Genomic DNA, 25,475 nt, shown 5'->3' with positions numbered 1-25,475 from the left:
ACTATAGAAGAGATAACCTAGCTCTGCCATCCTAGCGCGCTCTGTTTATCTTCCTTGCGGTTGTTGCATAGAGTAGAAGATTAGTCGAAATGACGATGTCAAATCTTTGTCAATTTTAGAGTAAAAGCACCACTATCGATATCAATCATCAATAGTGGTGCCTGATATCTCATTGAGACTCTTCGTCATCAACGTTGGTTAAGCGAGTATTACCGCCATGAACCTTTTCACGCTGGCGTTGCACCAGCGCATAAAATCCAGGAATTAAGAAGGTTCCTGCCAGCAATACACACAATAAGCCCCCAACCAGAGAAATGCCCAATGAGTTTTGACTCACATGGCCAGCCCCTGAGGCAAAGATCAGTGGAAATATACCGAGAATGAACGACCAAGACGTCATGTTCACGGCCCGAAAACGCAATTTACCACCATCAATGGCAGCCTGCTCAATAGAAGCATTTTTCTCTTCGCGCTCCATTTTGGCAAATTCAACAATCAAAATGGCATTTTTCGCAGCCAAGGCAATCAATAACACCAACCCAATTTGAGCATAGAGGTTAAGTGCCGTTCCTGTCACAAATAATGCGAGGAATGAACCTAATGTAGCCACGGGAACCACCAGAATGATCGCCAGTGGAATACTCCAACTCTCATACTGCGCAACCATAAATAGGTAGATAAAGATCAACGCTAAAGCGAAAGCATAAATGGCTTGGTTGCCAGCGAGGACTTCCTGATACGCCATGCCTGTCCATTCATATTGATAACCCTGCGGCAAGACCTGAGCGGCCACTCTTTCCATTGCGGCCAGCGCATCACCACTGGAATACCCCGGAGCCGGTTGCCCTTGTATAATCGCACTGCGATACATGTTGTAACGCCATGCTACATCCGGCTCAAACACTTCACTATAGCTGACCAAGGTATTGAGCGGGACCATCTCCCCCCCAGTAGAGCGAACATGGAAATGTTTCAGATCTGTCATTGAGTTACGGTGTTCACTATCGGCTTGCATAGTCACTCGGAAGTTCTTACCAAACATCGTAAAATCATTGACATACATAGAGCCTAAGTTGCCCTGCAGTGTCTGGAAAATATCCGATAATGAAATGCCTAACTGCTTAGCTTTCTCTCGATCAATATCCAGATAATAATGCGGAACGTTGGCACGAAACGTACTAAAGGCATAAGCGATTTCTGGCTGCTGAGTCGCGGCTCGTATCACATCATCCATCACCATAGCGAGATCGGTTCGGCTACGACCCAAAGTATCTTCTAGTACAAACTCAAACCCTGATGCAGCGCCCATTCCAGGAACCGCCGGAGGCCCCATGGCAAAGACAACGGCTTGAGGTAAAGTTTGCGCAGCTCTGGCGTTAATGCGCAAGGCAATGGCATTCGCGGAGTGATCACCTGAAAAGCTTTGCCGTGTTTTCCAATCATGCAATTTGATAAACATGGATGCGCCATTCGATGCCGCCGCCCCCGTCATAAAGGAGTAACCATTCGCTATCGTGACACCATCAACACCGGGTTCTTGCTCAATCATTTGCATCAATTGTGCTGTCGTTGTTTCTGTGCGAGATAAAGAGGCGGAATCTGGCAACTGAATATTTACCAACAAAATCCCTTTATCTTCCTGTGGAACAAAAGCGGTCGAGGTTGTTTTCGCCATCCAGCTCACACTGCCTACCGCGATAATAAAGAAGGCGACTAACAGCACACTTTTTTTCACAAGGAAGCCAACGACCTGACCATAACGATGAGTAATATGGTTTAAACCACGGTTAAAGGTTTTAAACCAACGGGCAGTATTGTCTCCTCCTTGTTTTAGCAACAGAGAGCAAAGGGCCGGAGACAATGTGAGAGCATTCACCGAGGAGATCACCACCGAAATACAGATAGTTAATGCAAACTGGCGATACATAATCCCGGTAATACCAGGCAGCATCGCAACGGGAAGGAAAACCGCTAGCAAAACTAAAGTGGAAGTAATGATGGGGCCGGTCACCTCTTTCATCGCCATCAGTGTGGCTTTACGTGGGCTAAGGCTGGGATCTTTCGCCATGGTTGTATCAACGTTTTCAATCACCAAAATGGCATCATCAACCACAATGCCAATCGCTAAAATCAGCCCAAATAATGTCACGGTGTTAATGGTAAACCCCGTCAGCAACATAAAAGCAAACGTACCAATCAAAGATACTGGAATCGCCACAACCGGAATTAAGGTTGAACGAAAACTGCCTAAAAAGAGGTAAGTCACCGCAATCACTAAGACAATCGCTTCAATCAAGGTTTTGACTACCCCTCGTATCGATTCTGAAACGAATAACGTCGTGTCATAGCTGGTTTCATAGCTCATCCCTTCAGGAAAAATGCTGCTCATGCTCTCCAGCTTTTCCATGACCGCTTGACCACTTTCTAGTGCATTCGCATCTGACTGTAATGATAACGCGACAATCGATGATTCTCGGCCACGAAATTGACCGTTACCATCGTAGAATTTTTTACCTAATTCAATACGAGCCACATCTTTTAAATACACGCTCGAACCATCGTTGTTGGCCCGCAGAACAATATTCTCAAACTCTTGAACGGATTCCAAACGTCCTTTTGTGACAAGGTTAAACTGAACATCTTGCGGGTTGGCGTAAGGCGCTGCCCCCATTCGTCCAGCCGCAACTTGAGCGTTTTGCTCCGCCAAAGCCGCATACACATCCGATGTGGTCAGTTTGAGACTCGCCATTTTTTTCGGATCCAGCCACACCCGCATCGCATACTCACCCCCACCGATGACGCTCACCTCACTGATGCCTTTCACCCTAGCGAGTTGGTCTTTTACATTGATGTTGATAAAGTTCGTCAAAAATTGATCGTCATAACGACCATCCGGTGAATAAAAGTTGAGAACCATCAAAATATCGGGTGAACGTTTTTTGACCGTAACGCCTACCATACGTACTTCTTGTGGCAATTTTGACTCAATCTGCGCCACTCGGTTTTGGACGTTAACTTGAGCCATATCGGGATCAGTCCCGATATCAAAGGTTACCGTCAAGCTGTAAGAGCCATCATTGGCACTCTTGGATGACATGTAAATCATGTTTTCCACGCCATTGACCGAGGTTTCAATGGGATCGGCGACCGCTTGTTCAACGACTTCAGCGCTGGCTCCGGTATAAAATGCCGTAACACTGACTGAAGGGGGGCTAATCGCTGGATATTCCGTGACCGGTAACAGCCGTAGCGAAATCAATCCTGCTAGCGTTAAAATGATGGAAATCACCAACGCAAACTTAGGACGTTGGATAAAGAAACGACTTAACATGGTGCGTTATCCTTCTTTTTCCTCGGCGGTTTGAGTTCGTACTGCAACGCCGTTACGAATGCGTTGCAACCCTTGAGTGACCACAATATCGTCAGAATTAAGACCGTGATGAATGATCACCCCTTGCGGCTGCTGAGACCCTAATTCTACATTGCGTCGCTCAACAATATTTCCATCGGTTAAGACCATGACAAAATGGCCTTCCAAATCCATTTGCACCGCTTTTCGAGGTATAACCAACACGTCATTCGCCTGTTTACTTCTTAACACCACGTTGAGATGTTGTCCTGGCAATAACCGATGTTCAGGATTCGGGAGCAATGCACGAATCGCAATCGTGCCGGTTTTTACATCAATACGGTTACTTAAAAAATCTAACGTTCCCAGTTGAGGGTAAACTTCACCATTTTCTAATAAGATTTCTACTTCAATCGCGTTCGCTTCACTACGACCATCACCACCCACTTTATCAATAGCATAAGTTAAACGTTCACGTTCACTGAGACTAAAGCGGGTGTGAATAGGGTCTAAACTGACTAATGTGGTCAACACACCCATCGAAGGAGAGAGTAAGTCGCCTTGGCTCACTTTACTGCTGCTGATCCGGCCAGTAAACGGTGCTCGGATTTCCGTATAAGAAAGGTTGACTTCCGCCAATTTGAGCTGCGCTTTCGAAGCCTCTACCGCAGCCTCCGCACCTAACAGATTTGCATTAAGAGTATCGAATTCAGATTGAGAGATACTGCCACGAGGCAACAAGTTCTGTGCCCGTTTAAAATCTAACGAGGCTTTCTTATGGGCAGCTTCCGATTGTGCAACGGCAGCTTTAGCGCTGGCAAGTTGTGCTTGAAATGATGAAGGTTCGATGCTGTATAAAAGCTGGCCTTTTTCTACAATCTGCCCTTCAGCAAAATGGCGTTCTTTCAAGTATCCCGTGACCTGAGCCGTAATATCCGTATCTTCTACGGCTTCAGCTCGGCCAATATACGTCGCGCTGGGTTGATAAGAGATCACTCTCACGGGTTGAGTCACCACCAAGGGTAAGGTGGCAGAGGGAGCAATAGAAGCGGGTTCTTTACAGCCACTCACTAACAGTGCGGCTGCCAGAGCCGAAGCAAGTACGGTTCTTTTCATGACAAATCCTTTCATCGATCTTAGTCAAGGCAATCTATTGCACAGATTATCAACAATCATCTGAAAAGCATCCGAAAAATCGGCGTAATTGTATCTCTCTGTAAGTTATGCAACCACAATGTAAAGGATAATAAAAAGGAGCTATAACCGCTCCTTAACGCATTACAAATACCAATTATTTACACACTATTTCTGAGAGAGTGGGCGATTCTTACAATGCTCGATGGCTTTTTCCAATAATGCTAAAGCACTCTGCTCGCAAGGGGGAAGTTGCGCATCACTGCTGGCTAATGGCGTGACACGTTCACCCCATTTAATGTGACCCGCCCCCCAAGTTAATCCGGCCCCAAAGGCCGCGACGAGAAGATCATCCCCAGCCGCCACTCGACCTTGCTCAACCGCTTCACAAAGAGCAATCGGCACCGTCGCTGCAGAGGTATTGCCGTAATGTTGAATATTCACAAATGCTTTGCTTTGCTCAATACCAGCTAAGTCACACAACGTTTGAATAATGCGAATATTGGCTTGGTGTGGAACGACCACATCAATATCTTGCTGAGCCAACCCACTACGAGCCAATACCTGTTGCACGGCTGCGCCCATTCCTTTCACCGCCCGCTTAAAAATCTCTTTACCAATAAAATCAAATTCCCAGTAACCATTATCAGCAGCAAAACGGTCCATCGAACTGCCAAACTTAGGCACAGCAAGAATATCTCTCCCTTGAGCATCACACCCAATTTGCGCCTGCTGTAAACCGACTTTCTGCTCAGTTTTACTCAATACAACAGCCCCTGCACCATCACCAAATAAAACAGCGGTATCTCGCTTAGTCCAATCGATATAAAAAGAAAGGTGCTCTGCACCAATGACTAACGCATGGCGATAATGGCTGGCTTGCATCAAACGGGTTGCGGTTTCAAGCCCATAAATAAACCCGGTGCAGGCCGCATTGAGATCAAAAGCGGCAGCGCTATCAATAGCTAAGTTTTGTTGAATTTTAGACGCAATATTGGGAATTAATGAGTCCGGAGAACAGGTAGCCACAATAATCAGATCGATCTCTTGTGCCTCAATACCCGCACAAGCAATGGCATGCTGCGCCGCAACCGTTGCCAAATCAGACGTGTCCACATGGCTAATACGGCGAGCTTCAATCCCTGTCCTAGAGCGAATCCACTCATCACTAGTATCAAGAAAAGTACTTAAATCTTCATTAGAGAGCGTGGCGGGAGGTAGGCACTTACCCCAGCCCGTAATTTCAGCGTAATATTGAGTCATTATCGTCCTGCTTTTTTTGTTGTCATTATTCAAGAGAAGCAAATAGAGGTGTTATGATTCACACCACCCATATCACTTCCCCTCTAATACAGAAAATGTCGATTTTTTCTTAAAATCGGGCATAAAGCCCACAGTATACGCCGATTTAGCCACTCAGGTTAAGAGGGGGGGGCAAGTATTGGAATAAGACGACAATAAACACTGAGAAGCCTCTCGACAGCATTCAATTAATTGCTCCATCAATTGGTCGGGCTGAGCCTGCTCCCGCCAAACCATGCCGACAATGCCAGCATCGGTACCTAAATCAATATTTAGTGCTTTTAGTAAGCCCCGTTCATTGAAATGAGCAGCCACACTTTCTGAAACAATAGAGATCATATCCGTGTTTTGTAACAGCCATAAATTACCGACCTGAGAATTAGATTCAACTCTATAAACCGGCGGTTTTCGCCCAGCCACTGTCAATGCTTGATCTAATTTACTTCGAATGGGAGTCCCCATTGGCCAAACAATCCAATCATACTGATACACCTCTTCCCAATGAACCTGCGCTTGCGATGCCAAAGGATGAGTCAACCGAGTCACCACTTTGAGCTGTTCTTCATAGAGTAATTCACTTTGTAACTCCCCATCCGGCTTGTAGTTATCTAATCGGCCAATAATTAAATCCAATTGTCCCAGTTTCAATTTAGACATTAATGAATCCATTGTGCTTTCATAGAGTTCCACCCTTGCAGAAGGAAACATCGCTAAAAATCGAGAAAGCGTACCAGGGACAAAACTTGGAGCAGAAGCCGGAGAAGTGCCAACAATAATCGTACGGGCTTGCCCATTAATAACCGCATTGAGATTCTGTTGAGCTCTGTCCGTTTCGGTCAAGATACGTTTAGCATGAGCAATCAACATTTCACCAATCACTGTAGGGCTGAGTCCACGAGCATGTCGTTCAAAAATGAGCCCTTTTGCATCGTCCTCCAAATCTTTTAGCCAACGAGATAACGCAGGTTGAGTGGTATGCGTCAACCTTGCGGTTTCACTCAGGCTTCCCGTCTCCCCTAAGGTAACTAACAGTTGTAAATGTTTCACTCTAAGACGTCTAGCCCACTTCATTGATATACCACTATTGATATGTATGTATGGTTTTTAATCATTATACAGATATGGTTAATTAGTCAACAATGGGTTTTGTTAAATATTGGTTGCTTATCATCCATTTGTGTAAAGGTTATTTGTTATGAAATTGTATGGCTTTTTTAACAGTTCCACCTCATACCGTGTTCGCATTGCTCTCGCCCTAAAAGGCATTCGTTATGATTATGAAAGCATCAATATCCGAGAAGGAGAGCAAGCATCAGAACCGTATCGTTCTGTAAATGCGAGTAAAAGTGTCCCTCTCCTATTGACTGATCAAGGCCTAAAACTCTCTCAATCTTTAGCAATCATTCAGTACTTAGACGATCATTTCCCACAGCCAAGATTAATTCCAGAAGAGATCAATTTAAAATCTCAAGTTCTTGAATTTTCTTATATTATTGCTTGTGATATTCATCCCATTAATAACCTTAGAGTACTAAAGTACTTAACCACATCGCTCTCCGCTTCATCCGAAGATAAGTCAACCTGGTATCAACATTGGGTATCTGAAGGGTTAAGCGCAGCCGAAGCACTATTACAAAATCAACCAGAACAACCTTTTTGCTTTAGTGATACGCCAACATTGGCCGACATTTGCCTCATTCCTCAACTCGCCAATGCCGAGAGATTTGGGTGTGATCTCTCCCCTTACCCTCGCTTAATGTCAGTCTATCGACATGGGCTTAAACATCCCGCCTTTATTTCAGCACAACCGAGTTTACAACCCGATTTTTTAGATTAATTGACGATTCCTCGACAGCCCCAAAATGTGAAACAGGAGAACTTACATGAACGGACATAAAAAAAACAAAGTCATCATCATCGGTGGTGGCATCGGTGGTTTAGCGGCCGCAATGGCCTTGGTTCAGCAAAATATTGAAGTCTTACTATTAGAACAAGCGGAAGAGATCGCTGAAATTGGTGCGGGTATTCAGCTAGGCCCGAATGCTTATGCAGCCCTCGATTCACTAGGCGTTGGCGAAGCAGCACGTGCACGCTCTGTCTTTGTCGATTGCCTAACCATGAAAGATGCCGTGGATAATCATGTCATTGGTTCCATGGAAGTCGGTGATGCTTTTCGCCAGCGTTTTGGAAACCCATACGGCGTTATTCACCGAGCGGATATTCACCTTTCTATTCTCGAAGCTGTTGAAGATCATCCACTGATTGAGTTTCGTACTTCAACTCGAATTGAAACGGTTGATGAGACTGAAAACGGCGTTACGGTCATCGACACTCAAGGAAATCAGTACCATGCAGATGCTGTTATCGGTGCGGATGGTGGGCGCTCTGTTGTCCGCCAAAAATACCTTGCTGATCCACCAAGAGTGACTGGACATGTCGTCTATCGAGCCGTCGTTGAAGAAGAAGACATGCCTGAAGATATGCGAATCAATGGCCCAGTGTTATGGGCAGCCCCCCATGGTCACTTAGTGCATTACCCATTGCGTGGTGGGAAACAGTATAACTTAGTCGTCACTTTCCATAGCCGTGAACAAGAAGAATGGAGTGTGCGGGAAGGCTCAAAAGAAGAAGTCCTCTCATATTTTGAAGAGATTGACGCAAGCCCTCGCCGACTACTCTCCCTGCCTAAATCATGGAAACGCTGGGCGACCGCAGACCGAAACCCTGTCGAATACTGGGGAACTGGCCTGACGACGCTATTAGGCGATGCCGCACATCCAATGACGCAGTACCTAGCACAAGGGGCATGTATGGCTTTAGAGGATGCCGTTGTACTCGGTCAATGCCTTAAGATCAAACAAGGTGATTTTTCTGCCGCGTTTCGCCTCTATGAACAAATCCGAATTCCTCGCACTGCCAGAGTCGTTCTTTCTGCCCGAGAAATGGGCCGCCTATATCATGCAAAAGGCGTTGAGCGCTTGGTTCGCAACCAATTATGGAAAGGCCGTTCTCAGGAACGTTTTTACGATGCCGTTGAATGGCTGTATAGCTGGAATGTTGATAACTGCCTAGACATGTAACTCAGGATGAGGGAAGAGATATGACACAATTAGGAACACTAGAAGAACTCCCACAAGATTATCGTGACGCTCTCACGCAGCTTAATCTTGTTCCACTTTGGCCAAGTATGCGTGCTGTACTGCCTTATAACGTACCAACCCGAAAGACCCAAACACTCACTTGGCACTATGAAGATGTACGCCCGTTGCTGTTACAAGCAGGCGATCTCACACCAATGGAAAAGGCGGAACGTCGAGTGTTGGTACTCGCCAATCCAGGGCACGGGTTAGAGAACATGCAAGCGACTCCCGGTATCTACTTAGGCTTACAGCTGATTTTACCGAATGAAACGGCCCCAAATCATCGCCACACCCCCAATGCGGTTCGTATCATTATCGAGGGTGAAGGGGCTTATACTACTGTCAACGGTGAACCTTGCCGAATGGAACGTGGTGATTTAATTCTGACACCATCAGGGCTTTGGCACGAACACCACCATAAAGGAGAAGGGCCAATTGTTTGGTTGGATGTATTAGATCTGCCATTAATCTACCAATTAGAAGGTTCTTGGGCGATTGAAGGACAACCTCAGAACCACACAATGTCAAAAGATAAATCGTTTTCAGAATACAGTGCTTGCGGAATTGTCCCCAACATCAATTTTGAGCGAACTCAACAAAAAGCCCCCATGCTTCGTTATCCATGGCAGAAAACGCGCCAATGTTTATTAGCCATGGCCGAACATCTGTCTGACACTTTAATTCGCATCAACTATGTGAACCCCGAAAATGGGCAGAGCTTATTTCCAAGTATTGGATTTGGCGCCATCATGCTACTCCCAGGTGAGTCGGTTACTTTACCCAAAAGAACAACGGCTTGCGTTTTCCATGTAGTAGAAGGGCATGGCCAATTACGCGTCGACACTCTTGAATCTCAACCATGGCAGGAAAAAGATACCTTTAGTACCCCAGGCTATAGCGATATCACATTAACAAATCAAGATCCCCTTCAACCCGCTTTCTTCATTACTGCAGATGAAGAGCCATTACACACCTATTTAGGTATTTATTAAGGAGCTTATGATGTCTCACAACCCGATTTTCCCTATTCGCCCTCCCGTATTGGCAGAAATTGCAGGCAGTACACAAACCTTCCCGATTAATCGCATTTTTTGTGTTGGGCGCAACTATCTTGCCCATGCATCGGAAATGGGCGTGACGGTGGATAAAAAGACTCAAGAACCGTTTTATTTTTTAAAAGAAGCTCGTAGCTATGTACCGAGTGGCGCTGCTATTGCTTATCCACCACAAACGACCAACTATCACCATGAAATGGAGTTGGTGGTAGCAATAGGTCAAGCTGGGTTTGAAGTCAGTGAAGAGCAAGCCGAATCGTTGATCTATGGCTATGCCTGTGGTCTCGATATGACGCGTCGAGACTTACAGCTTAAAGCAAGAGAGAGCGGACGCCCTTGGGATCTAGGTAAAAACTTTGAAGAGTCGTCTATCTTAAGCCCTATTGTTCCGAAAAGAAAAACCGGGGTGATCAATAGCGGAAAGATTGAGCTAACCGTGAACGGTAAAACCACCCAATCTTCCGATCTTTCTCTCCTTATTTGGAATGTCAGAGAAATCATCGCGCATTTATCGAAATTCTACCATTTACAACCTGGGGATCTTATTTATACCGGAACGCCCGAAGGTGTCGGTCCCGTTGTCAGAGGGGATGTGTTGAATGGCTATATAGAAAGTGTGGGTGATATTTCCCTCACGATTCAATAAATACACTCACCACATTCAGAAAAGCTCAGCCGACAGACTGAGCTTATTATGGAGGCCACTATGAAACTGATCCGTTTTCTATTACTGATGGCAGCGTATATAACGACACTGCCCGTTGCTTTAGCCACCGAGCTCAAACTTGGGCACGTTACACCACCCAGCCACATTTGGCACAAAGTTGCCCAGCGCTTTGATAACAACCTACGCACAGCCAGTGAACATGCGTTTTCAATCCAAATTTACCCCTTATCTAAACTGGGAGGGGATGATCAGATGGTGGATTTATTGCAGTCAGGAGCTATACAACTGGGGGTGATTACCGCGGGAAGCCTCTCTAATCGCTCTCCTTCAATGAACGCTTGGTTTCTTCCCTATCTGTTTGACAACATTGAGCAGGCGGCGGCAATGAGCCGTACGCAAGAAGCCAAACATATATTGGATGAATTAGAAAAACATAAACTCATTGGTTTAGGTTACACATTCGCAGGAATGCGGCATCTCATTACCACCGCGCCAGTCAATGATATTACGCATCTAAAAGATCAGAAAATCCGCTCTTTTCCTAATCCACTGTTCAATCTGTGGTGGCGAGCGCTCAAAGCCGCCCCCACCGCTCTAAGTGTAAGTGATGTAATGCCTGCTCTTACCACAAACCTCCTCAATGGCGTGGATGCCGATCTCGATATCGTGGTGGGGTTAAAAATGTATCAACAAGCGCCCTATCTCACGTTAACCAATCACATGACCTTTCCCGGAGTCGTCGTCGCTTCGCAAGTTTGGTGGGAAAGCTTATCTCTTTCACAACAAAATATGATCCGAGCCGCTTATGACGAAGCAGAGGCGTGGGGAGCCAACCATCAAGCTCAGCAAGAGAAAGAAAACGTAGAGAAGTTAAAAGCGGCGGGGATCACCATTTCGCAACTTAATCATCAAGAATTACAAAAAACAGCTCAGCCCATCGCCAAAGAATTTGCTGAACGACACCCGTTGATGCTGGCGTTTTACCAGCGTGTAACGAAACCATAAGATTACAAAACAACATGAGTATACAAGGAGATAGTATGCTTACTTTTATCCATCGATGTGACCGAATGTTAGCTCGTCTTGAGTACAGTCTGCTGATTTTCGCCTTCATAGCACTGACCCTTATTTTAAGTGCTCAAGTCATTATGCGTTACTTCTTTTCTAGCCCTATTTTTTGGGTAGAAGAAGTGGCCGTTCAGATATTAATTAGCGCAACTTTTTTAGGAGTAAGTTACCTCACTTACCTCGACAAACTTGTTCGAGTCGACATGATTTTAGCCAACATAAACCCCTCTGCACGTCGACGGTTAACATGGGTTATTACATTAACCAGCTTACTGACCGTTCTGTTGATTGCTTTCCATGCAACAGAGTGGGTCTTTAGGCCAGAAAATCAATTCGATACCTCACCAACCACTGGAATTCTCAAATGGTATAACTACCTAACGATAGTGATCGGCTTTTACCTAATGGCTATTCATCTCATGGTAAAAATGCTCACCTCACTAAAACCTCAACATGAATCTGGACAAAACGAGGAAGAGTCATGCTAACACTCATTCTATTTTTTAGTGCCCTGCTACTTGGCATGCCTATTTTTCTTGCTCTTTTGCTTGCTGCACTCACACTAATGTATCAGCTCGACTACACCATCTTAATGAGTTCAACCACGATTCAAATGTTCGGCTCATTAAATCAAAGTGGATTACTCGCTATTCCTCTCTTTATGCTAGTGGGTGAACTCATGAATAAAGGTGGGTTAACAAAAAAACTGATGGCAACCGCAGATATTTTTGTCGGCGGATTCAAAGGAGGGTTAGCCTATGTCAATTTATTAACCAATGCGATGGCCGCATCTATTCTTGGTTCAGCCACCGCTCAAATTTCTGTGATGAGTCAGCTGATGATTCCGACCATGACAGAAAAGGGTTACAGCAAACCATTTTCTGCGGCAGTGACCATTGCGGGAGGCTTACTTGGCCCAATTATTCCACCCTCAATGTTAATGATCATTTATGGTGTAGTGGCATACCAACCGATTTCTGCGTTATTTATTGCAGGTATCTTGCCCGGCATGTTGATCATTCTCAGCTTTGCACTGGTCATTATCCTCACGGGTTGGATTAAGGGGTTGCCTGCTGGAGAGCACATGAAACATAAGAATATTCGTGTTGACCTCATTGCAGGAATATTACCAGGGCTGATTCCCGTATCAGTCATCATTTTTATTGTCACCGGAGTCATGACCCCTACAGAGGCAGGTGCCATTGCCGCTATTTTATCCTTCTTGATCAGCACTTGTGTTTATCGCACCCTCTCATGGACCGACTTACCCGCGATGTTTGGTGCTGTAGCACAAAATACGGCCATGATTACAGGATTAATCGCTGCCGCATCATTATTAGGTTGGACGCTAACATTCGATGGCATTCCAGAACAAATGGTGGCATTTATTGTCTCGTTAACCGATTCAAAAATCGTATTTCTAATTCTGGTTTATCTGTTGGTTATCTTACTTGGGATGTTTTTAGAAAGCATCAGCGTTATGATTGTCATCGTTCCCATTATCCTGCCTGCGGCCATCACCTATGGAATCGATCCGATCCATTTCGGTGTCATCATTAGCTTAGCCACATTGATAGGTCTAGTGACACCACCAGTAGGTCCTGGGCTATACATCGCAATGGCAGCAACTCAAATGAATATGGGAGCACTATTTAGAGCCGTTATTCCATTCTTATTGGCAATGATGGTATGCATGATGCTTATTGCTTTCTTCCCAGCACTTTCACTCTGGTTACCCAGCCTAATGTAGAAGAACCGCAAACCTGTGAGTGTAAAAGCTTGATACCTTTATCCGGCTTTTACTTTTTTCTTTGGGAAACGTTCCCCCATCCATTTTCACACTTCCTAACAAAACACTAAATTAACAACAGAATTTCCAGCATCGCATTCAAACTGCGCATAAAAATCAATAAAACAAATGATAAAAACCAAAAATTATAAAGCAAATCAATAATTAACCTTATTTTCACTGAAATATCAATCATCCAAAATAGAAACTAAATCTCCCCATCCTTGCCAAGTTATGCCAACTTTATTACTATTTATGCAAGCTTGACGATTGATAAATAAATTTTATCGTCAAGAGCATTATTTTTCATTTTACCTTTCTATTTTAAAGACCCATATTCGCCGCAAATTCTCCACTCTCCCCCTTTTCTGCGAGGCGAACACTATGAACATGCATCCAACTTCCGTTCATCGTATTTCCGTACCGGTTATTGCATTAACCCTATATGCGGTCGCTTCTGGGTATTTGATGAGCGTGATTCCCTTGATGCTTTCCCACTATGGGTTAGAAACCTCACTTGCCAGTTGGTTAGCCAGTGTTTTTTATGCCGGCTTATTACTCGGTGCTCTATTTATGGAACCACTGGTTAATCGTTTTGGGCATCGTAATGCCTTTATTGGCTGCTTGTTGCTGTTGCTTGCTTCTATCGTAATTTTGCCACTTAATCACCACAGTGCCATGTGGTTAACGGCTCGCTTTATTGCTGGCATTGCCGTCGCTGGTGTATTTGTGGTGGTTGAATCTTGGTTATTACATGGTGACGAGTCTGGCCGAGCAAAACGACTGGGTATTTATATGGCATCGCTTTATGGCGGAACAGCCATTGGCCAGCTAGGCATTGGTTTTCTCGGTGTCGCGGGTTGGGTTCCCTTTATGGCGATTTGTTCGCTACTTATGCTCGCCACTGTGGTGTTGATTTATGGAAAATCGGAGCAACCTTCCACGGAAGCAGGGCAAAGCCTTTCTTGGAAACAAATGACCAAACTCAGCCATGCCGCTGTGATTGGCTGTTTAGTTTCAGGTTTAGTCTTAGGTGCCATTTATGGGCTAATGCCGGTTGAACTCGCTGAACGTGGAATTAGTCACACTGAAGTTGGAACCTTGATGGCTTTAGTCATTCTTGGTGCAATGGCTGTGCAGCCTCTGGTTCCTTGGTTATCAAAACATCTAGGGCGAACGCTACTCATGGCTCTATTTTGTTTGTTAGGCGCAACGTCAGCGGTGCTGCCATTATTAGATAGCCAAATGGGCACGCTCGCCGTTAGCTTGTTTATGCTTGGCATGGCGACCTTTGCCCTGTATCCGATTGCGATTAACTTAGGCTGTGACAAACTTGATGCTCATTACATTGTGTCTGCCACTCAAGTGATGCTATTTAGCTATAGTATTGGTTCGGTATTAGGACCGGTACTGGCTGATTGGTTTATTCAAACTAATCAAAGCTTACTGGGCTATTTATTCGTCACCTTACTGGCAACGTGTTTGTATATGCTCGCCGATAGCCTAAAAACCAAACGCCAATGGGTGGCCGGAGAATAACGCTTTATAAGGGTAACGCTCGTTACCCTTTTTTCTTATTCGCTTTCAATCGCTGCTGGCGGTGAGACTGATTACTTGAGGGTAATTCAGGCAATGGTCGTCGCTCATTCAATAAATGACGAATGGCCAGAATGGGATGATGGAGTAGCATTCTTGGCCCAGCGTAACGCATTACAAGGCGCATGTATTCTTTGGGTTCTGGCTTGTAACAGTGGATTGGACATTGGTTACAGGTGGGTTTGTTTTGCCCATAAGGGCAGCGGTCTAGGCGCATTTGCGCGTATTCAATCAGAGACTGACACTCCGCACAAGTGCCTATTAATGTGCCATGCTGCTGACGGCAATATAGGCGCACCATTCCTTGTACGGTTTTAAATTCCGTGAAGAGCTTACCACTGAGTATTTTTTCCATCCTATCACCTACTGATGCATTGAGTTCAGCCATAAAAACCCGTAAGCTCACCGCCCGCAACTTAACCTGCTAGTCACTAAGATGAACCGTAAGAAACGAATCAATCAAATTTTAAAATCCAAACAGAAGAAGCAAAATGCTAAGCTACATAAAAGTAGCAAACCTCGTTATATTTCCAAGGCTGAACGAGAAAAAACAGAAACGCGAGTATCCGACGAAATAGTGGACCAAGACACTTCCGCTACCGATTTGGAGCACTCATAAGGCAGCCAAATGGCTCCCCACCGACCTAAGGTGGGGAAACGAGTATCGCTGGCTTCATCATGGCATTTGGGTGATCACGGCATCAACGGACGCAAAAGGGAATGACTAGAGTAATAGAGGAAGCTCAATTGCTTGATACTCGTCTGCCACCTCAATTAAGTTTTTCGCGGTTAACCCCGGTACCCCATATACAATAACACGAGTGCCAAAACGACGTTGAATGCGTTCAACCAACAACTCAAAGTCACCATCACCGGAAACTAAAATCAACGTATCCACTTGCGAAGCCAACTCATAAGCATCCAACGCAATGCCAACATCCCAATCCCCTTTGGCGCTACCATCTCCACGTTGAATGAAGGGTTTTAATACCACTTCAAACCCAATTCCACGCAGAATATGGTGAAACTGTCGTTGACGAGGATCTTGGGTGGCAATCGCATAGGCATTGGCCTTCACGACATCTCGCGTTGGGGTCACCGTTTGCCAAAATTGATTGTAATTAAAGTGCCGACCATAACGTTCACGGCAGGTGTAATAGACATTTTGCACATCGACCAATATGGCGATCTTTTCCATCCGTCTCTCTTCTTTGTCATTGAGATTACACTCAAGCCTTCAGCTTATCGCCAAAGGGAGCAAGGTGAGAGATACTGTAACACACTCTTTCTCAGACAAACTATGACTTGGCAAACCATTGCAGTGTCTCATGGAGTTGCGTCACCTGCCCAACCACAATCAATGCTGGGCTTTGAGCTTGCTTTGCTAAGGACGCTAATTGAGCCACCGGTCCACGCCACACTCGCTGATTAGGTGTAGTGCCCTGCTCAATAATGGCACAAGGCGTCTCTTCACTTAACCCTGCTTTAAGTAATTGTTCACGGATATAACCACTTTGCTTTAACCCCATATAAAACACGAGTGTTTGATTATGATTGGCTAAACAGGACCAGTTCAGAGGTGTGCCGTCTTTCTGCAAATGCCCAGTAATAAACTGTACACTTTGCGCATAGTCTCGGTGGGTCAGCGGAATACCAGCATAGGCACTCGCTCCGAGCGCTGCGGTAATGCCCGGTACAACTTCATAGCGAATACCGTGTTTGGCAAGGGCTTCCAACTCTTCCCCTCCTCGTCCAAAGATAAAAGCATCTCCCCCTTTTAAACGCACGACACGTTTTCCGGCTATAGCATGATCGATAAGAAGCTGATTGATTTGATCTTGAGGCACACAATGAAAATCGACCTGCTTGCCTACGTAGATTTTTTCCGCGCTCGCGCTCGCTAGCGCAAGGATTTCCGCCGAAACGAGGCGATCATAAATCACCACTTGCGCTGCCTGAATGACTCGCATTCCTTTCACGGTCAATAAATCAGGATCGCCTGGCCCGGCCCCGACTAAAGAAACAAAGCCTAGCTCTGTATCAAGATGCGTATTTATCGACATAACACCCTCACTCGATCATGGCTGATGAATTATTTACGTTGACGCAGTGGTAAAGTCTTTCCATGCGTCACATATAAACTCAGCCCAGTCACCAATAGGCCACCGATAAGGTTACCCAACGTCACTGGAATTTGGTTCCAAACTAACCAATCCATAATCGTAAAGTCTGCCCCAAGCATCATACCCAGTGGAAACAGATACATATTCACCACAGCATGTTCAAAAACTAAGGCGAAGAAGATAAAAATAGGTAACCACATCGCCATGATTTTTCCGCTCACTGACGTCGAAACCATCGCACTGACAACGCCTAAACTCACCATCCAATTACAAAGAATGCCTTTCACAAACACGGTAACCCAACCGTTGATGCCATGCTCAGCAAACCCAAGAGAACGAGCGGTTGAGGCTTTAATAAAAGCTTGTCCGACTGCATTGGGTTCTAGGGTAAAGTTCATCGTAAAAGTCAGTGCGACAAAAAATGCAACCGCAACAGCCCCCACTAAATTGCCAATTCCCACCAATGTCCAGTTACGTAATATTCCCCCCCATGTGACACCGGCTCTTTTTTCAAAGCGAGACAGTGGTGCTAATGCAAATACTCCCGTTAATAGGTCAAACCCCATTAAGTTTAAAATACAAAAACCAACCGGAAAGACCAAAGCCCCCACCAGAGGAACTCCTGTTTGTACTGCTGCGGTGATCGCCACGGCAACAGCAATGGCTAAAACAGCCCCTGCCATCATGCTGCGAATCAAAGTGTCTCGGGTAGACATAAACACTTTGCTTTCACCAACATTTATCATGGTTTGTACTAATTCAGCGGGTTTAACGTAAGACATAGTGTGCCCTTAAGAAAAAATTAAAAATCAATAGCAAAAGACTCTGTAACACCCATTGGTGCACACAAAGCCTTTCCCTATTGCCCCTCCTAACCTTAGGAGGGGAATACATTAAACCGCGATTTCTACCACTCCGTTATTCACCCGTGCCTGATAAGCCTTGACATTAAAGCGTTCATCTTCCAAACAACGCCCACTCGCTAAATGAAAATGTTGTTTCTTTAAAGGGCTAGCGACCCAAAGTTCATCCTGGTGCTCGCAAATCAGGCCACGAGACAACACATTAGAACGAGCAAATGGGTCTTGATTACTGATAGCCAGTACACTTTGTTCTTGAGAAGGGCGAAATATCGCCACTTGCTCTTGGTTAACTAGCGCACAAACTCCCGTTCCTGGAACAATATCGTTAATATCACAGATGGTTAGCCACTGATTCATACTTCACTCTCCAAAGCGACGTGTAAAATATCGCCACGCTGATTTTCTGGCGCATTCGGGTATTTTTCTGCATAGGTTGCTGGACGATGCTGCGCTCGCTCAGTCACAAACTGAACATTGTCATCACGTTGTGGGCTGTTAATGAAATGAGCAAAACGCTTCAGTTGTTCCGGTTGGCTTAAGGTTTCTTGCCACTCGCAACGATACGCTTCGACTAAGCGAGCCATATCCGTTTCCAACTGAGCGTTAATACCCAAAGTATCGTTTATGATCACATCACGTAGGTAGTCGATACCGCCTTCTAAATTATCCAGCCATACCGATGTACGCTGTAGCTTATCGGCGGTTCGGATGTAGAACATCATAAAACGGTCGATGTATTGTAACAGTGTCGCTTGGTCCAGATCGGTTACAAGCAGATCAGCATGACGAGGTTTCATTCCGCCATTCCCGCCCACATACAGATTCCAGCCCGCGTCAGTCGCAATAATACCGATATCTTTGCCTTGCGCTTCTGCACACTCTCGAGTGCAGCCAGACACGCCAAACTTCATTTTATGTGGGGTACGAATACCTTTATAACGATTCTCGATTAAAACCCCTAACCCCACACTGTCTTGCACCCCAAAGCGGCACCAGGTAGAGCCAACACAGGTTTTGGCCATGCGTAGTGCCTTCGCATAAGCTTGACCCGTTTCAAAACCTGCATCAATCAATTGCTGCCAAATAGCAGGGAGATCATCTTTCTGCGCTCCAAATAAACCGATACGCTGCGCCCCAGTGATTTTGGTGTAAAGATGATATTGCTCTGCTACCTGAGCGAGTGCCGCTAGAGCTTGTGGCGTCACTTCCCCACCCGCCATTCTCGGAATCACCGAATAGGTGCCATCTTTTTGCATATTGCCTAAAAAGTTATCATTCGTATCTTGTAATGAGACTAATGACGGATTAAGAACATGCTCTCCCCAACATGAAGCCAGCATAGAACCAATGGTCGGCTTGCACACTTCACAACCATAGCCTTGCCCATGTTTCGCCAATAGTTCATCGAAACTTTTAATCCCTTCAATACGGATGAGGTGAAACAGTTCTTGACGAGAATACCCAAAATGTTCACAAAGGTGATTTTTGATTTCCACTCCAGATTTCGCAAGCTCCGCATTTAGCACAGAGGTAACGAGTGGTAAACATCCGCCACAACCGGTTCCTGCACCAGTGGCTTGTTTCACTTGAGCTAAAGTATGGCACCCCTCGGCAACCGCTTGAGCAATTTTGGCTTTTGTTACATCAAAACAAGAACAAATGACCGCGCTGTCAGGTAACGCATCCGCACCGAGTGCCGGCTTTTCAGCACCCGCATGGGCTGGAAGAATTAAGGTATCGGGGTGTTTCGGCAGCTCAATACCATTGAGCTTTAATTGTAATAAATCACCATAATCGGAGGTATCTCCGACCATGACAGCCCCTAGCAATTTCTTACCATCTTCCGAGACAATAATTCGTTTATAAACTTCTTGTTCTTCATTTTGATACACATAGCTTTTACAGCCCGGCGTTCGTCCATTCGCATCACCGATTGAACCCACTTTGACACCCAGCAGTTTCAACTTGGCGCTCATGTCGGCACCAGAAAAGAGACTGTCATTCCCCACAAGGTGATCAACCGCCACCGTTGCCATTTTGTAGCCGGGAGCGACAAGGCCAAAAAAGGTTTGATTCCAAGAGGCGCACTCACCAATCGCGTAAATATCAGGGTCGGACGTTTGGCAATGATCGTTAATCGCAATCCCCCCGCGAGGAGCAATCTCTAAGCCCATCTGACGAGCAAGTTTATCTTGTGGCCGAATTCCCGTGGAGAAGACAATAAAGTCCACTTCCAGTGCAGAGCCATCCGCAAATTGCATGGTATTACGTGCTTGCTCACCCTGCGCCATAATTTCTAAGGTGTTTTTACTGGTATGAACACGCACGCCCATACGTTCAATTTTATTGCGTAATTGCAGGCCACCTTGCTGATCCAACTGCTCGGCCATTAACACTGGGGCAAATTCAACAACATGGGTTTCCACCCCTAACGCTTTTAATGCACCAGCAGCCTCAAGTCCCAATAAACCGCCACCAACAACAGCACCACTACGACTTTTTTGGGCACAGGCTTCAATCGCTTTAAGATCTTCAATCGTGCGGTAAACAAAGCAATCTTTACTATCATTGCCCTTTATTGCGGGGACAAACGGATAAGACCCCGTTGCGAGAATCAACTTATCATACTGAACTTCTCGCCCAGTCTGAGAATAAACCACACGCTGCTCACGATTAATATTCATTGCTCGTTCGCCAACATGTACGGTTATCCCATGCTTTTCATAGAAACCCGTTTTCACCAGTGATAATTCTTCGGCGGTATGATGGGAAAAATAGGAGGAAAGATGGACGCGATCATAAGCGATTCGAGGTTCTTCACAGAAAACCGTCACATCAACTTGTGATGTGTCCATTTTCTCCACAAGATCTTCGATATAGCGATGGCCAACCATGCCATTACCGATAATCACTAGCTTCAACTTGCTCATACGGATTCCTAGGTAACTGTCTTTGTCATTAAGTCAGAATTGTTGGTTATGAAAGAAAATGAGTTAATGATGTAAATCAATTACCACTTCAAACTACCCTAAAGGGGTATAAGCACCTTATTTCGCTTATTTAAGGTATGAAAACTCCGTACACATCTCATTAACTTACTATTTGGAAAAAAAAGAACTCATCAATATCCCCATCCAACTGAATCCTCTCTTTATCGGCAAAGGTTTCTCATTGCTCCACACACCAATAAAATCATTCGTACACATACTTTTATTAATGTATTTCCACTCAACCAAGAATAAAACTCTAGATGAAATAAGGAAAATACGTATAATGAGGAAAAATAAACGCTTTGTACTCTAAACATTAAATTCACCTTTAACGTATTCATCACTTCTCTAAAGGTAGAAAAGTGACGAATGCGAAACCGATTGAGTCATACAATGGAAGACGCATTAAAAAAATACAGTATAGAAACCACCGACTATCGGGTGGGACAAGATAACGTGCAGAAATGGGGGTTTGACGTTCATAACCCTGTTTTTGGTATCAGCGCCGGATTGATCCTTTTCTTCTTACTTTCCGTCATTTGGGTCGGCCCTTCAACAGCGAAAGAAATGCTCGACACACTGAAAAACGGCATCATTCAAGAATTTGATGCTTTCTTTATGTGGATAACCAACTTCTTTTTATTTTTTGCTTTAGTTTTGATGGTCTCCCCCTTGGGTAAAATTCGCTTAGGAGGGAAAGAAGCGACACCGGATCATTCACGCCTATCCTGGCTCTCGATGCTTTTTGCCGCGGGAATGGGGATTGGTTTGTTGTTCTGGAGTGTGGCAGAGCCTACCGCCTATTATACTAACTGGTGGGGAACCCCATTTAATGTGGCAGCCAATACTCCTGAAGCACAATCTTTAGCCATGGGGGCTACCCTCTTCCACTGGGGAATTCATGGGTGGTCAATTTATGCCATCGTTGCTTTATCACTGGGTTTCTTTGCCTTTAACAAAGGGCTTCCTCTTTCTATTCGTTCCGTGTTTTACCCTATTTTTGGTGATCGCGCTTGGGGGTGGCTAGGACACATCATTGATATTATGGCCGTATTGGCCACCTTGTTTGGACTCGCTACCTCATTAGGTTTGGGAGCACAACAAGCCACCAGTGGTATTAACTACATCTTTGGCACGAATGGTGGCATCGGTATGCAATTTACCGTCATTGTATTTGTGACATTAATTGCCATTATCTCCGTGTTTCGAGGGATCAATGGTGGCGTTAAAGTACTCAGTAACATCAACATGCTGCTTGCTTTTGCACTACTGATTTTTATGATCATGGTCAGCTTTGATACCACACTTCAATCCATTCCTGACACATTCATGGCATATATTGAAAACATCATTCCTTTAAGTAACCCGCATGGCCGTGAGGATGAAATCTGGATGCATGGTTGGACCGTCTTCTACTGGGCATGGTGGATCTCATGGTCACCATTTGTCGGTATGTTTATCGCACGAGTATCAAGAGGACGAACTGTTCGTGAATTTATTCTCGCCGTTGTTTTTATTCCAACCTTACTGATTCTGATTTGGATGGCTGTTTTTGGCGGTGTTGCGCTCGATCAAGTTGCCAATCACATTGGTGAATTGGGCGCTCATGGACTGACGGATATTTCATTAACGCTGTTCCATGTTTATGAACAATTACCCTTGGGTAGCATCATCTCCATTATTTCGATTGGATTGATCTTAATTTTCTTTATTACCTCTGCCGACTCAGGCTCCCTAGTGATCGACAGTATTACCGCAGGCGGAAAAGTCGATGCTCCGGTGCTACAACGTATTTTTTGGGCCACGATCGGAGGCGCTATCGCCGCCGTTATGCTGTGGGTCGGAGGATCAGAAGCTCTGCAAGCGCTTCAATCTGGCGTTGTCGCCACCGCTCTACCGTTTAGCTTTGTTTTACTGCTGATGTGTGTCAGCTTGATCCAAGGCTTAAGAACCGAACAAGCACTCTATCATTAATATCCCCATAACGAATATAAAGCCAGCAAACGCTTAGCCTGCAATCAGGCTAAGCGTTAAGCGAAGAAACGTTGTTCTTATCGATAAAGGATCACGATGACGAAAGCATACAATGGATAGCAAGGCTCTACCCATAAAAGTAACAAAGACGATAAAAACAAAAAAACCAGCAGAATGCTGGTTAGGATAAAGATGGAGGCGCGTCCCGGAGTCGAACCGAGGTCCACGGATTTGCAATCCGCTGCATGGCCACTCTGCCAACGCGCCTTTTACATCTCGATAGATGGTGCCCCGGGCCGGACTTGAACCGGCACGACTCGAAAGTCGAGGGATTTTAAATCCCTTGTGTCTACCAATTTCACCACCAGGGCAACGCGTATTGCGACAGGCTCACACTATCTGTTCCCTGTTTCTCTTGGGAACGAGGCGTACTTTAACGTATTCAGCCGTAAGGTCAATAAAAAATTTACTTCAAGCAATCAAATGGTTAAGAAACACACCACTCCGTATAGATAGACAGCAAATCGCGCAATTCCCCAACAATTGATCACGCACTTCATATTGCTCTGTTTAAGATCGTTGCACTTCAAACTTGATACTAAGGCTCCATGTCACAGAGAGAGTTTATTCTTCTCGACGTACTTAAGCCGCCTCATCAAAGAAACAGTCAGCAGAATCATCTAAACAGCACGTAGCAGGCCAATAAAAACCCTGTGCATAATCGGCTTTAGTGGCTCGAATCAGTTTTAAATCTGAATCGCTTTCTATTCCTTCAATAAGAACCTTGTCACATATTAGATTACATCTCATGATCAAAAAATTCAGTAATTTTTTATTTTTACGTAATGACCAAAAAGTTATTTTATCAATTTTCCCACCATAAAAAACAACATCCAGATGGAAAAAATACTCGATAAGCTCTTCATCCAGATCATCTAACCAAAGTTCAACACCCAGTGCCTGTAACTTTTTCACTTGATACTTAAACTCATTCAGTTCGATATCAGAAAACTGATAAATGTCCGGTAAATTTTGTAACTCAATCGATAATGCGGCCGGCGCAATATTTGTCCGTTTAATTTCCAAGATAAAATCGCTACGTAATATTTCACTGACGGGTAAATTGATAAACACTCTTTTGTCATTAATGACATTGGTTAAATTGAGTTGATGATTAAAAAGTTCTCTTTTTCTATTCATATCTAACGAGTTAAAACTCTCTTCAACATCGATGTTAGCATCACACAAAGAAAGCATTTCATATGCGACAACTGAAAGGTTATCCAGTTCAACAATAGGTTCAAACTTCAAACCACGAAAGAAAGGAATCGTGGCTCTAATGTTGTTAATGATGTGTGAGTTTATTATTGAGCGGTTCATATGTATCACCTATCGATTTGAAGACAGTCGACACACTATTTCGTGTGTTCATTTCGTTATGAAAAAGATATCGGAAAACCCCTACAAGTAGAACCTTATAAAGACATTAACTTAAATTTAAGTATTTAATCCTGTTTTTTATGTTTTTTTAATAAACTAACTCCAAAAAATAGAGGGATGAATAATGAGATCTCGATCATGAATTGCCAAGGTGGCCGCCCATTTAGAAAAGCTAAAAGCAGGATTTTTACAGTGAATAGAAACTAGGAAATCTAATAGCTGGATCACATAACCCCCTATGTGTAATAAGAACCATTCTAAATTAATTTGACATTTAACTATAAGTTTTCAAAGATTGAATCAAGATCTTTTGTTGATAATCAGAAACTTGCTATAATAGAACTCATTAACATGGATTAAATATGGAAAATGAAAACACTAATTAATAATGTAGTCCTTTATAATTCGAGTGATGGGACACTACGTAGAATAGATGCTCCTTCTGATGATGAATCTATTTCATTAACGCCAACGGCTAATCGCCTTCTAGAACTATTGATTAAACATCAAGGCTCACCCATAGAAAAAGATATTTTACTTACCGAAGCATGGGACAAATTTGGACTCAAAGGTTCATACAGTTCACTCAACCAATATATCAGTCAACTCCGAAAAGTATTACTACTACAAATGGAAAACAATGAAATAATTATATACCCGTGATCATTGAAGATGCTTGATTTTTCATAAAATCAGGATCATGCTACACACCATGAAAATAATACTGACTTCTCAACAGAAACAACAACTCGAACAGATGCACGATTCAACTCGTGATGGGCGAGTGCGTGACCGCATCAAAGCGGTTTTACTTGCGTCTGAAGGTTGGAGCCAGGCGATGATTTCTCAAGCTCTTCGTATTCACGAATCGACCGTTGCTCGTCATCTCAGTGATTATGTTCTCTCTGAAAAACTTAAGCCTGAAAATGGTGGCAGCCAAAGCCGACTTTCTGCTGGGCAAACCATGCAACTTATCGAACATCTG

23 protein-coding genes and 2 tRNA genes are annotated in these 25,475 nt (G+C 44.5%); 12 read left to right on the top strand and 13 right to left on the bottom strand.

The window, feature by feature from the left end:
- Window positions 1-169 precede the first annotated feature (169 nt).
- The 4 genes from B5D54_RS14465 to B5D54_RS14450 all read right to left on the bottom strand — a co-directional run bounded on the left by B5D54_RS14465 (window position 170) and on the right by B5D54_RS14450 (window position 6,856).
- On the bottom strand, window positions 170-3,331 hold the full coding sequence (locus B5D54_RS14465; protein ID WP_078927274.1) for an efflux RND transporter permease subunit: 3,162 nt from the start codon (window positions 3,329-3,331) through the stop codon (window positions 170-172).
- Between the two features lie 6 nt (window positions 3,332-3,337).
- Window positions 3,338-4,465, bottom strand: coding sequence for an efflux RND transporter periplasmic adaptor subunit (locus B5D54_RS14460; protein WP_078927273.1), 1,128 nt, complete (start codon window positions 4,463-4,465; stop codon window positions 3,338-3,340).
- 186 nt (window positions 4,466-4,651) lie between these two features.
- On the bottom strand, window positions 4,652-5,746 hold the full coding sequence (locus B5D54_RS14455; protein WP_078927272.1) for a ketoacyl-ACP synthase III: 1,095 nt from the start codon (window positions 5,744-5,746) through the stop codon (window positions 4,652-4,654).
- 153 nt (window positions 5,747-5,899) lie between these two features.
- Complete coding sequence (locus tag B5D54_RS14450) at window positions 5,900-6,856, bottom strand: LysR family transcriptional regulator (protein ID WP_078927271.1); 957 nt, start codon at window positions 6,854-6,856, stop codon at window positions 5,900-5,902.
- Window positions 6,857-6,980: 124 nt separating this feature from the next.
- Here B5D54_RS14450 and maiA point away from each other — a divergent pair, with 124 nt between their 5' ends.
- The 8 genes from maiA to B5D54_RS14410 all read left to right on the top strand — a co-directional run bounded on the left by maiA (window position 6,981) and on the right by B5D54_RS14410 (window position 15,043).
- Window positions 6,981-7,622, top strand: coding sequence for a maleylacetoacetate isomerase (gene maiA, locus B5D54_RS14445; protein ID WP_078927270.1), 642 nt, complete (start codon window positions 6,981-6,983; stop codon window positions 7,620-7,622).
- 46 nt (window positions 7,623-7,668) lie between these two features.
- Complete coding sequence (locus B5D54_RS14440) at window positions 7,669-8,865, top strand: 3-hydroxybenzoate 6-monooxygenase (RefSeq protein WP_078927269.1); 1,197 nt, start codon at window positions 7,669-7,671, stop codon at window positions 8,863-8,865.
- 20 nt (window positions 8,866-8,885) lie between these two features.
- Window positions 8,886-9,917 (top strand): cupin domain-containing protein, encoded by a 1,032-nt coding sequence (locus B5D54_RS14435; protein ID WP_078927268.1) that lies wholly within the window; start codon window positions 8,886-8,888, stop codon window positions 9,915-9,917.
- Window positions 9,918-9,924: 7 nt separating this feature from the next.
- Entirely contained in the window at window positions 9,925-10,626 is a 702-nt protein-coding gene (locus tag B5D54_RS14430; protein WP_199251532.1) for a fumarylacetoacetate hydrolase family protein, read from the top strand.
- A gap of 60 nt (window positions 10,627-10,686) precedes the next feature.
- Window positions 10,687-11,652, top strand: a complete 966-nt coding sequence (locus B5D54_RS14425) for a TRAP transporter substrate-binding protein (protein ID WP_078927266.1) — start codon at window positions 10,687-10,689, stop codon at window positions 11,650-11,652.
- Between the two features lie 35 nt (window positions 11,653-11,687).
- Window positions 11,688-12,203 carry a TRAP transporter small permease gene (locus tag B5D54_RS14420; RefSeq protein WP_078927265.1) on the top strand — a complete coding sequence of 172 codons (516 nt, stop codon included), beginning with the start codon at window positions 11,688-11,690 and terminating at the stop codon, window positions 12,201-12,203.
- Entirely contained in the window at window positions 12,197-13,465 is a 1,269-nt protein-coding gene (locus B5D54_RS14415; RefSeq protein WP_078927264.1) for a TRAP transporter large permease, read from the top strand. The genes B5D54_RS14420 and B5D54_RS14415 overlap by 7 nt, the downstream gene beginning before the upstream one ends.
- Window positions 13,466-13,888: 423 nt before the next feature.
- The gene (locus tag B5D54_RS14410) at window positions 13,889-15,043 is read left to right on the top strand and encodes an MFS transporter (RefSeq protein ID WP_078927263.1); all 1,155 of its coding nucleotides are present in this window, start codon (window positions 13,889-13,891) and stop codon (window positions 15,041-15,043) included.
- 22 nt (window positions 15,044-15,065) lie between these two features.
- On the opposite strand, the gene B5D54_RS14405 is transcribed toward B5D54_RS14410, so the two are convergent.
- Entirely contained in the window at window positions 15,066-15,455 is a 390-nt protein-coding gene (locus tag B5D54_RS14405) for a nitrous oxide-stimulated promoter family protein (RefSeq protein ID WP_078927262.1), read from the bottom strand.
- A gap of 81 nt (window positions 15,456-15,536) precedes the next feature.
- Here B5D54_RS14405 and B5D54_RS14400 point away from each other — a divergent pair, with 81 nt between their 5' ends.
- Entirely contained in the window at window positions 15,537-15,719 is a 183-nt protein-coding gene (locus B5D54_RS14400) for a DUF2986 domain-containing protein (RefSeq protein WP_078927261.1), read from the top strand.
- A gap of 105 nt (window positions 15,720-15,824) precedes the next feature.
- Here the strand turns inward: B5D54_RS14400 and B5D54_RS14395 are convergent, their stop codons facing one another.
- The 5 genes from B5D54_RS14395 to nirB all read right to left on the bottom strand — a co-directional run bounded on the left by B5D54_RS14395 (window position 15,825) and on the right by nirB (window position 21,016).
- The gene (locus tag B5D54_RS14395; RefSeq protein WP_078927260.1) at window positions 15,825-16,298 is read right to left on the bottom strand and encodes a LabA-like NYN domain-containing protein; all 474 of its coding nucleotides are present in this window, start codon (window positions 16,296-16,298) and stop codon (window positions 15,825-15,827) included.
- A gap of 100 nt (window positions 16,299-16,398) precedes the next feature.
- A complete protein-coding gene (gene cobA, locus B5D54_RS14390) occupies window positions 16,399-17,163 on the bottom strand; it encodes a uroporphyrinogen-III C-methyltransferase (RefSeq protein ID WP_078927259.1) in 765 nt (254 codons plus the stop codon).
- 29 nt (window positions 17,164-17,192) lie between these two features.
- The gene (locus B5D54_RS14385; protein ID WP_078927258.1) at window positions 17,193-18,005 is read right to left on the bottom strand and encodes a formate/nitrite transporter family protein; all 813 of its coding nucleotides are present in this window, start codon (window positions 18,003-18,005) and stop codon (window positions 17,193-17,195) included.
- A gap of 111 nt (window positions 18,006-18,116) precedes the next feature.
- Window positions 18,117-18,443, bottom strand: a complete 327-nt coding sequence (gene nirD / locus B5D54_RS14380; RefSeq protein WP_078927257.1) for a nitrite reductase small subunit NirD — start codon at window positions 18,441-18,443, stop codon at window positions 18,117-18,119.
- Complete coding sequence (gene nirB / locus B5D54_RS14375; protein ID WP_078927256.1) at window positions 18,440-21,016, bottom strand: nitrite reductase large subunit NirB; 2,577 nt, start codon at window positions 21,014-21,016, stop codon at window positions 18,440-18,442. The genes nirD and nirB overlap by 4 nt, the downstream gene beginning before the upstream one ends.
- 453 nt (window positions 21,017-21,469) lie before the next feature.
- Between nirB and B5D54_RS14370 the strand changes: the two genes are divergently transcribed.
- Window positions 21,470-23,050, top strand: coding sequence for a BCCT family transporter (locus B5D54_RS14370; RefSeq protein ID WP_078927255.1), 1,581 nt, complete (start codon window positions 21,470-21,472; stop codon window positions 23,048-23,050).
- A gap of 193 nt (window positions 23,051-23,243) precedes the next feature.
- Here the strand turns inward: B5D54_RS14370 and B5D54_RS14365 are convergent.
- From B5D54_RS14365 to B5D54_RS14355, 3 genes are all read right to left on the bottom strand, one after another.
- A tRNA-Cys gene (locus tag B5D54_RS14365) sits at window positions 23,244-23,317 on the bottom strand.
- 17 nt (window positions 23,318-23,334) lie between these two features.
- Window positions 23,335-23,421, bottom strand: a tRNA-Leu gene (locus B5D54_RS14360).
- A 271-nt stretch (window positions 23,422-23,692) separates the two neighbouring features.
- Window positions 23,693-24,430 carry an EAL domain-containing protein gene (locus B5D54_RS14355; protein WP_115173926.1) on the bottom strand — a complete coding sequence of 246 codons (738 nt, stop codon included), beginning with the start codon at window positions 24,428-24,430 and terminating at the stop codon, window positions 23,693-23,695.
- 429 nt (window positions 24,431-24,859) lie between these two features.
- On the opposite strand from B5D54_RS14355, the gene B5D54_RS14350 reads away from it, so the two are divergent.
- Together B5D54_RS14350 and B5D54_RS14345 are read left to right on the top strand one after the other, a co-directional pair.
- Window positions 24,860-25,153, top strand: a complete 294-nt coding sequence (locus B5D54_RS14350; protein ID WP_078927253.1) for a winged helix-turn-helix domain-containing protein — start codon at window positions 24,860-24,862, stop codon at window positions 25,151-25,153.
- Between the two features lie 49 nt (window positions 25,154-25,202).
- On the top strand, window positions 25,203-25,475 hold a 273-nt coding region (locus tag B5D54_RS14345), incomplete at its 3' end, for a helix-turn-helix domain-containing protein (RefSeq protein WP_139364784.1).

Source organism: Vibrio cincinnatiensis DSM 19608, from assembly GCF_900167345.1.
In the GTDB taxonomy this organism is placed as follows: domain Bacteria; phylum Pseudomonadota; class Gammaproteobacteria; order Enterobacterales; family Vibrionaceae; genus Vibrio; species Vibrio cincinnatiensis.
This window is presented reverse-complemented; position numbering and strand designations above follow the sequence as displayed.